This window comes from Neochlamydia sp. AcF95 (genome assembly GCF_018342455.1).
Classification (GTDB): domain Bacteria; phylum Chlamydiota; class Chlamydiia; order Chlamydiales; family Parachlamydiaceae; genus Neochlamydia.
Genome location: NZ_JAEMUC010000011.1, coordinates 1 through 8,110, shown reverse-complemented (window position 1 = coordinate 8,110; position 8,110 = coordinate 1). Strand labels below are relative to the sequence as shown.

6 protein-coding genes are annotated in these 8,110 nt (G+C 36.4%); 4 read left to right on the top strand and 2 right to left on the bottom strand.

Annotated elements, in window-relative coordinates; all coding sequences use genetic code 11:
• Window positions 1-163 precede the first annotated feature (163 nt).
• Both NEOC95_RS00725 and NEOC95_RS09660 read left to right on the top strand, forming a co-directional pair.
• The gene (locus tag NEOC95_RS00725; RefSeq protein ID WP_213150994.1) at window positions 164-1,036 is read left to right on the top strand and encodes a PP2C family serine/threonine-protein phosphatase; all 873 of its coding nucleotides are present in this window, start codon (window positions 164-166) and stop codon (window positions 1,034-1,036) included.
• Window positions 1,037-1,216: 180 nt separating this feature from the next.
• Window positions 1,217-1,381, top strand: a complete 165-nt coding sequence (locus tag NEOC95_RS09660) for a DUF2177 family protein (protein WP_166156200.1) — start codon at window positions 1,217-1,219, stop codon at window positions 1,379-1,381.
• A 339-nt stretch (window positions 1,382-1,720) separates the two neighbouring features.
• On the opposite strand, the gene NEOC95_RS00715 is transcribed toward NEOC95_RS09660, so the two are convergent.
• Complete coding sequence (locus tag NEOC95_RS00715; protein ID WP_166156197.1) at window positions 1,721-3,187, bottom strand: cryptochrome/photolyase family protein; 1,467 nt, start codon at window positions 3,185-3,187, stop codon at window positions 1,721-1,723.
• Between the two features lie 818 nt (window positions 3,188-4,005).
• A complete protein-coding gene (locus NEOC95_RS00710) occupies window positions 4,006-5,910 on the bottom strand; it encodes a leucine-rich repeat domain-containing protein (protein ID WP_166156192.1) in 1,905 nt (634 codons plus the stop codon).
• Window positions 5,911-6,673: 763 nt separating this feature from the next.
• Here NEOC95_RS00710 and NEOC95_RS00705 point away from each other — a divergent pair.
• Window positions 6,674-7,072, top strand: coding sequence for a hypothetical protein (locus NEOC95_RS00705; RefSeq protein WP_166156189.1), 399 nt, complete (start codon window positions 6,674-6,676; stop codon window positions 7,070-7,072).
• Between the two features lie 237 nt (window positions 7,073-7,309).
• Window positions 7,310-7,855: a hypothetical protein gene (locus tag NEOC95_RS00700; protein ID WP_166156186.1), complete on the top strand. Its 546-nt coding sequence runs from the start codon at window positions 7,310-7,312 to the stop codon at window positions 7,853-7,855.
• Window positions 7,856-8,110 lie beyond the last annotated feature (255 nt).

The following is an 8,110-nucleotide window of genomic DNA, read 5'->3' as shown; positions in this document are numbered from 1 at the left end:
GTTAGATAAGTTACAACTGACAGAAATAGTACCTGCCAGGTAACTCATGTTTGTCAGGTCAAGTACTGTCTAGGACATAGAAGAGGATATCCTGGCTTACGCCACTTATCAAAGCTGTCTCCCTATCCTAGATGATAATCTGCCTAAAGCTCCTGCTTTAAGCTTGGAATATGTATCAGCCGAAGCTCAAGGTAAAAGACCACGTATGGAAGATGTCCACCTTTTCCAAGAGAACTCCCAAGGAGCTTTGATGGGGGTTTTTGATGGGCATGGGGGCAGACAGGTTGCTAAGCAGGCGAAAGAAGAATTTGAAAAAAATTTCTTCGAAACATTAGCTTTGAATGAAGGAAATGTACATCAAACTTTCGAACAATTAATTGATGAAATTCACCAAAATATTATTCAGTACACTTACTATGATATGATAGGCACTACACTAGCTATAAGCTTTATAGATAAAAATACCCATCTCATTTATACAGCTACATTAGGTGATACTGAAGCTAATATCTATAGAAACAAAGAGTCCATCGCTTTATCTTGCGTGCGAAATTGGAGGCACGCAAAAGAAGCAGCAAGAGCAGCTATAGCCCTAGAAAATCCCACGCTAGCAGAATCATGGCCTCTTGCAAAAAATCCTAAGATGTTAAGGTATCCTAATTCGCGTACTGGTATTAATGTAAGTCGTGCTATCGGGGATAAATATGCTACTGGAAAGCCTGATAAACCGGCAGTTATTCACAAGCCCAAAATTACCGTCAATCGATTAAGAAAAGGAGACATTCTTATCATCGCTTGTGATGGACTAAAAGATTATGTTTTAGAAAATGAGATAATAGCATATGTTACCTCAGAGCCTCAAGAAAAAGAAGAGGAGCCTTTGGTTGACTTAGAAAACACAGAGGAAGAAGAAATAGAGGAAGGAGAAGCCACCTTGGATAATCCCCCAAAAAATTTAGCTCAACGATTGGTTGATTATGCGCTGGAAAAAAATTCCACAGATAATATCACGGTGGTAGTAGTGAAAATCCATTAAGTAAAAATAGATAGGGCTACGCCAAGGATATTAAGGGATTAATAATTGAATAAATCAAGCATTTACAAAAAATTTTAAGGTCATGCACATTGGAATTAATCTCGGTTCTATCCAGCCTATTTTTGTTGTGTGGCTAGGTTGAAGAGGAAGAGCTTTTATCGCCACAATATTGGTCATCTTATGGATGATTCGCCTATAATATTACCCACCAGTTTTTTTATCTACGCCGCATGTTTATCTCTCTTGGTTATTCTACCTTCATTGCACCAAAAAACTAGCTATTTAAACACCTTCTTAACAGGCATGCTATTTGGATTTGCTACCTATGCCACCTACGACCCCTAATCAAGCCACCTTAAAAGATGGGCTTTTAATAGTAACTTTGGTAGATGCCGCTTGGAGATCTTTTCTAGTAGGAACCTAAGCTGGCTTACATTATATTTTATAAGCCGATTCAGTTAAAAAGGGCGTACATAGCTTAGTTTACTTTAGAGCAAGGTATTAGTTTTTAAAGCGTATAAGATAATTTAGGAAAACCTTAGAAGCTGTTGAGAATAGACTGTCAAAGTAAAAGCTGCATCAACTCTTGAGGTTATAGCTGAATTAAATTTCTTTACCCCTATTGCTTCCTTAGTCAAGATTATAGATTATTTATCTGCAATTTCTTGCTCTTCAATATGGAAGTTAACGCTGTTGCATCAGCCATGTTTCTGCTAAGGCTATTTTTGGATGAATAGTATTAGCATTTTTTTGTAGCAATTTAAGAAGCATCTTTGTTCTAGGATTTTTTTCAAAGAAAGCTTGATGTTTTGCAAGAAAGCGCCAAAAAAGGCCATCCCATTTATCTACCCACTCTTCTTTGTTGTAAGCACTCATTTTAAGCAGATAGTTAGCTCCTGATATGTAAGGTTTTGTGCTCATCAATCCTTTATCAGCATATTGGCTCATTCCATAAACATTAGGTACCATCACCCAGTCGTAAGCATCAACAAAATAGCCCATAAACCATTCATAAACAGCATTGGGATCCGTTTCTACTAGCAGTAGAAAATTCCCTAAAATCATGAGGCGTTCGATATGATGGCAATAACCGGTCTGCAATAAGCGCTTAATTACATTATCAATAGGTAAAATTCCTGTAGTTCCATCCCAAAATCCTTTAGGTAAAGGAGCAGTATGCTTAAAAAAATTAGAACATCTTTCTTTTCTTCCTTTTAAGAGATAGCAAGCTCTAATAAACTCGCGCCACCCTATAATCTGCCGAAGAAAGCCTTCTAAAGAATTTAAAGGAATATTAAGGTTTGTGTGAGCAGAAAGAGCCTTTTCAACTACTTCTTGAGGAGTCAGCAATCCAATATTTAATAAAGGTGATAGACCACTATGAAAAATTACTGCCTCTGTGGCATGTATGGCGTCTTCATAGGTACCAAATAGCTGAAGTCTATGCTCAACAAAATCAGAAAGAACTTCTTTAGCCTCGCTGAAAGTGACGGCATAGGAAAAGGGGGTAGACTTGCCATAGGCTTTAGGAAATTCCTTTTCTACATACTCAACTGCTTCTTTAACCCAGCGATTTTGTTTAGGCGCAACAAGGGGAGGAATAACAATTCCTTTAGGTAAACGTTCTCTGTTTTCTTTGTCAAAGCTATATTTACCCCCTACAGGAGAGTCTCCTTCCATCAAAATATTAAGTTTCTTACGCTGATAAATGTAAAAAGGAGCCATTGAATAGTGGGTCTTTCCTTTAAAGAAAAGCTGAAGCTCTTTTTCAGTACACAAAAACATTGGAGACTCATAAAAGCAGAGTTTCCAATGATTTTTTCTAGCAGCTTTAGTAAGATCCTGGGAAAGCCAATCATCCGTTAAATTCGCTAAATGAACCTGGTCATATTCTTTCTGTGCTAAAATTTCAAAAAGGTCTCCTCGCTTATTTAAGGAGGTGGAGTCAATATAGAAAACAGAATATCCTTGCTTTTCTAACCAATCGGCATAAGCTTTCATAGCTGCTCGCAAAAGCACAAGTTTCTGCTTGTGAAATTTTTGTACCTTAAAAAAAAGAAATTCTTCAGCTAAGCAAACAGGGCGCGTTTTATCTAAGGCAGGATGTTTTTCAAAAAGCTGATGGGGAAAAATTAGGGTAATCTCTTTCATTTTTTAATGAATCCTCTCTCTAACTTTTCTTTAACCATCTCAAATAGATCCCTTTTTAAACAAGAATTATATAAAAAGGTTGCTTAAAATTTTTATGCTAAATAATAGCTAATGATTATTTACAAAAGCCTCTATCATTTGCTTTAATTCAGTCATCTTCTATTTTTGAGCTTTTAGCTGGGATAGCTGGAGCAGTAGCGACTACAATAGATAGCAGTGGCAAATAAATTATTAGCATCAAAAGCAAGTTAAATGTTTGGCTTTTATGGGCAGATGGAATCGATAGAGTGAATGAATAGACTTAAGAAATAATACGCTTTTAAGAAACTCATTATGCGGCCCCATACTTCATAAAAACCCCTCGGACCAAGTAGAGAGAGATGTTTCAGAGGATTGGTTATGCAGGCTAAGTTTTTTCAAAGTGTATAATTTAAACTAAATAAGAAAAACTTACGTTAAGAAATTTGTAAATTAATTCGGATGTGAACCTTTAGGGTAAACATCCTTAAAAAGGCGACCATGTAGATTTTCTATTCAAAAATTTTCGACTTCCTTAATTAAATTATTCTCTCGGCTAGCAAAAAAACAGATAAAAATTTGAATAAATAAGGACCTCTACATGTTTAGAAAAGATTTACTTCTTAGCCTAATTTTTGCTAGAAGAAACTAAAGAAAACAAATTTTTTTGAATTAAAGAGAGCTAAATGTTGTTTTGTTAAATGCTGCTTCAAAACCTAAGTTACTTAAGTTGCAAAAAAAAATGCTTTAGGGCGCCTTACCTCTCGATCTAACAATATCTTTAATCTACTAATTCAACATCACACGATTTTACTTTTATAAATATTTTCTAGAAAAGGGTTGCCCCTTACATCAACTTCACAATGACCAGGAAGCTGTTGAAGTAATCTAGGAAAAGTAGTTAACTTGTTGTTGTCTAAGTAAAGCTCTCGCAAAGAAGAAAGCCGCCCGAGGCCATTAGGTAGAGAGGTTAGCCGGTTGTTGCTTAAGTGAAGTTTATCAAGATCAAGAAGCTGCCCGATGGTTCCTGGGATATTCGCTAGCCGGTTGCTATCTAAGTAAAGCTCTTGCAAGGAATCAAGCTGTCCAATCGTTAAAGGCAGAGAGGTTAGCCGATTCTTATTCAAGTAAAGTAGCCGCAGCTCATCAAGCTGTCCAAACTCTGAAGGGAGGGTAGCTAGCTGGTTATTGACTAAGTAAAGCTCTGTTAAAGAATGAAGCTGTCCAATTTCCGCAGGAAGCGCAGTGAGCTGGTTGTCGCTTAACCAAAGCCTTGTTAGCTGGGAAAGCTGCCCAATTTCCATAGGTAACGCATTTAGATGGTTGTCTATTAAGTCAAGCTTTTCCAGCTGAGAAAGCTGCCCAATTTCAGCAGGTAAAGCGTTTAGATGGTTATCTATTAAGTCAAGGTGTTTCAGCTGAGAAAGTTTTCCAATCCCGGTAGGAAGCACTGTTAGCTTGTTGTAGCTTAGGTCGAGCTGTTCCAGCTGAGAAAGCTGTCCTATCTTTGCAGGAAGAAAAACAAGCTGGTTACGGCTTAAGTCAAGCTGTTCCAACTTAGAAAGCTGCCCAATTTCGGCAGGAAGAAAAACAAGCTGGTTATTGCTTAATTCAAGCTTTTCCAGCTTAGAAAGTTGTCCAATTTCGGTAGGGAGCATGGTTAGCTTATTGCTGTGTAAACAAAGCTTTTTCAGTTGAGAAAGCTGTCCAATTTCAGCAGGAAGAGAGGCAAGCTGGTTCCAGCTTAGATTAAGCTGTTCCAGCTGAGAAAGCTGCCCAATCTCGGCAGAAAGCGCGGTTAGCTGTCTATGGCATATAAAAAGCCTTTCCAGCTGAGAAAGTTGCCCAATCTCAGGCGGCAAAATTGTAATCTCTAACTGTAAATCTAAATTCGGCTCCTCTAAAATTTTTAATGGGATATCTAAATATAAACAACTAATATCTTCATCATGCTCTTTAATCCATTGTGCTAGCAGCTCTCCTTTTATCTTTAAAGGTAATGCTTTAATTTCTGCCTGGTTTAAGTACTCCTTTCCTCCCGGTAGGCGGCCCCAAAGCCATAGGCGGCTAATATTTAGTAGATAGGAGGAATAATTAGAAAGAGTAAAATCCTTGCTATTCTTGGATGTTCTTTCCATTGGAGAATAAGAAGTCGCTAAATTAAAAAGCCTTTGAAAAATGCAAGACACCTTTTCTTCAACGGAAAGATTGGATTCAATCCGATAAATTTGATCCAAGCTACGAACCTGTTCTGCCACATCCCCCTCCCTATCAGGAAAATGAAGATGAGCTATCGCGCCGTAAAGAGAGGGAATAGAAAGAGGAGAAAGAGCGTGAATTTTGTCTCCAAGCTCAACCATTTTCTTTAAAGTCGGATTTTCTGGAATTTGAAGTTCCTCCAAAAGACTGATTAAGCGCTCAATATAAATCTCTCTAGAAGATTCTAGCGGACGGAGCTTAGCTGTGGCGGCAAGTTGCCTCACCGTGTGGTTAGGTGCATGCCCTTCAATAGGCTTTCCATCTAGAGGACAAAGCTTATCGCCTGCTAAACGTTGGATCACCGTATCTTCATTAAAGGTGTGACCACAAGGAAACAAAACAACAGCATGAGCCATCAATTTTCCTGATGTCGCGTCTTTTATATTATTCGAGCCTATTACGCAGAGGTTTACCTTGCTGCTAGAAGTAGAAGTTGGCGGCATCATATAAGCTCCTTAAAGTTTCATAGCAATTTATTCTCTCATTATTAGAAGAGAGATGGTTTTTCAAAGATTTATCTTAACTCTCTGCTAGAGAACTTACTCTTTTTTCCTCTTTATTTAACGATCTTTATTTTAAAAACTGAAAGAAATCTTTCATATTTTATAAAAACCTTAGCGGATTTTCCTATCTTTCTAGCAATTTTCTTCTTAATTTTTATGATTAAATACTTAAGATTAATTGCCACCACGTTTTTATCTAATCACCTATAAATATGAAACGCCAAAGCTATTCTTTTTATTCTTCTAAGAAAAGAAGCTTATTATCTTTTCCGCCTCGTCTTTTCTTACGAAGCAAAAAGAATGAATAAAATTCTTTAAAGGCTTCACACTTTGCATAAATTAGGATAGCATATTTACCCTGCCTCTGTTTGCCTTAAAGAGCTTGCATAAGATCAAAAAGTTCTGGTTAAATGAGGAAAAATAAGTTTTTGCTAGATTAAACGCTACAAAAACCATCCCCTCCTGCTTATTAAAAAGCATTTTGCTATGGCAAATTTCTTTTAAGCGTTACCGTTGCCCGTTAATCAATTCCTAAAAATTTATTCCACAATTTTGGAGCTAGAATCACGGTTAATACACCCCGTAAACTTCCCCTCATGCTGTAAGATTTCCAACTTAATTATTAGAAAATCTTTCTTTATCTAAAATTAACATAATTGCATTAACATTTAATGTTTATTAATTTTTGCAAAACAAAAGTAGAAAAATGGATTACCTTCAAACTTTAACTAAAATAGAGAAGCAATTTAATATTTTAGGAAGCCTCCCTGTCATAGGTATATATAGTGGAATTGTACGTGTTGTGGCAGGTAACGTGCAGGCAACGGCAGGAGCTATTCTGGCAGGAACAGGTTATCTAGGAATGGTTTTTGATGAAAAGAATAAAAGAAAGTGGAGGCATATGACCAACTGTGGGATCCACCAGTTCTTCCATGGTATCTTAAATACCATTCGCGGGTATGGCGAGACGGTGCTAGCGGGGACAGCTTATGGTAGCTTCGCACTTCTTATCTATCAATTGACCTCCTCTGAGCCATTTAATCCCTCCTTTAAATATGAACGCTACCCTAATTATTTTAAATGTTCCCTTTCCCTGTTTAATTGAAAGCATAAGGAGGAATTTAAAGCTGGGATCCTGATTCCTTTCCCCCTACAGATGTCAAAGAGGAGAAGCGATTATCTAAAAAATTAAAGCTTATAACAGTAATTTAAAATTTATTGTATTTCTTATCGACAACGTTTTAAAAGGATAAAAAAATGAAATTTATAATAGAGATGGGAATTTAATCAAATTCTTTTTACTATAGGAAAGATAGAAGCTATAAAGGTAAGGAACAACGGCATGGAATTACAAGGGCTGGTAAGAAGCTATTTTAAAGGCTTTCATGAAATCTGGAATTATCAAAAAAATTATACGCAATTAAATGCTTTAAACCTGCTAAAAATGTTTTCCTATTTTATTTTAGCAATCCCTGTAGGTTATGCAGCTGTTTATGCTGCCACTTATCTTTATGGACGTATCAATAAAAAGCCAAGCCTAACCAAGCAAGATCAGCAGCTCAAAAATCGGGCAGCGAAAACTTTTTTTTCACTACATCTTCCTCAACCTATCTCACCATTTTCTCCCTTAAAGAATTGTCATGTAAATATTCAACTCTTTATCACTGAAGCTAAAATTTTTGCTCAGCAGCCTCGAAATGCCTATGGAGATCCGGACAAATTATTGAAGTACATTCATAACAAATTAGAAACAAAAGAATTTCAAACTAATCCTCGAGTGTTTATGGATAAGTGGAAAAAAGAAAGGGGCTTTACTGAGGAAGTACGTGTACCTGAAGATCAAGCAATGGCTTTTTTTGAAAGAAAAGTTATGCCACACATACGCTAAAACCTTATGAATCTATCTTGCTAATGGATTTATCTAAAAAGCTATTAAACTAAAAGTAAAAAATGCTTACCAATATTTTACTTTTCTTTCTTATCTAGCTAGTTTGACATGATTTAAAGGATATTTCATGCTTAAGCATATTTTGAGAGCGTTTTTTCTCCCAAATCGCTATAATTTGTTTACGCCTAAATCATTATAAAGCTCTTAATTTCTTGCAAAGTTGACTATGAAACCAATCAAGCTAGATAACAAACA

Bases quoted from the DNA above. Each gene is read 5' to 3' on its own strand.
- NEOC95_RS09660 (WP_166156200.1), top strand. From the start codon at position 1,217: ATGGATGATTCGCCTATAATATTACCCACCAGTTTTTTTATCTACGCC.
- NEOC95_RS00715 (WP_166156197.1), bottom strand. From the start codon at position 3,187: ATGAAAGAGATTACCCTAATTTTTCCCCATCAGCTTTTTGAAAAACAT.
- NEOC95_RS00710 (WP_166156192.1), bottom strand. From the start codon at position 5,910: ATGATGCCGCCAACTTCTACTTCTAGCAGCAAGGTAAACCTCTGCGTA.
- NEOC95_RS00705 (WP_166156189.1), top strand. From the start codon at position 6,674: ATGGATTACCTTCAAACTTTAACTAAAATAGAGAAGCAATTTAATATT.
- NEOC95_RS00700 (WP_166156186.1), top strand. From the start codon at position 7,310: ATGGAATTACAAGGGCTGGTAAGAAGCTATTTTAAAGGCTTTCATGAA.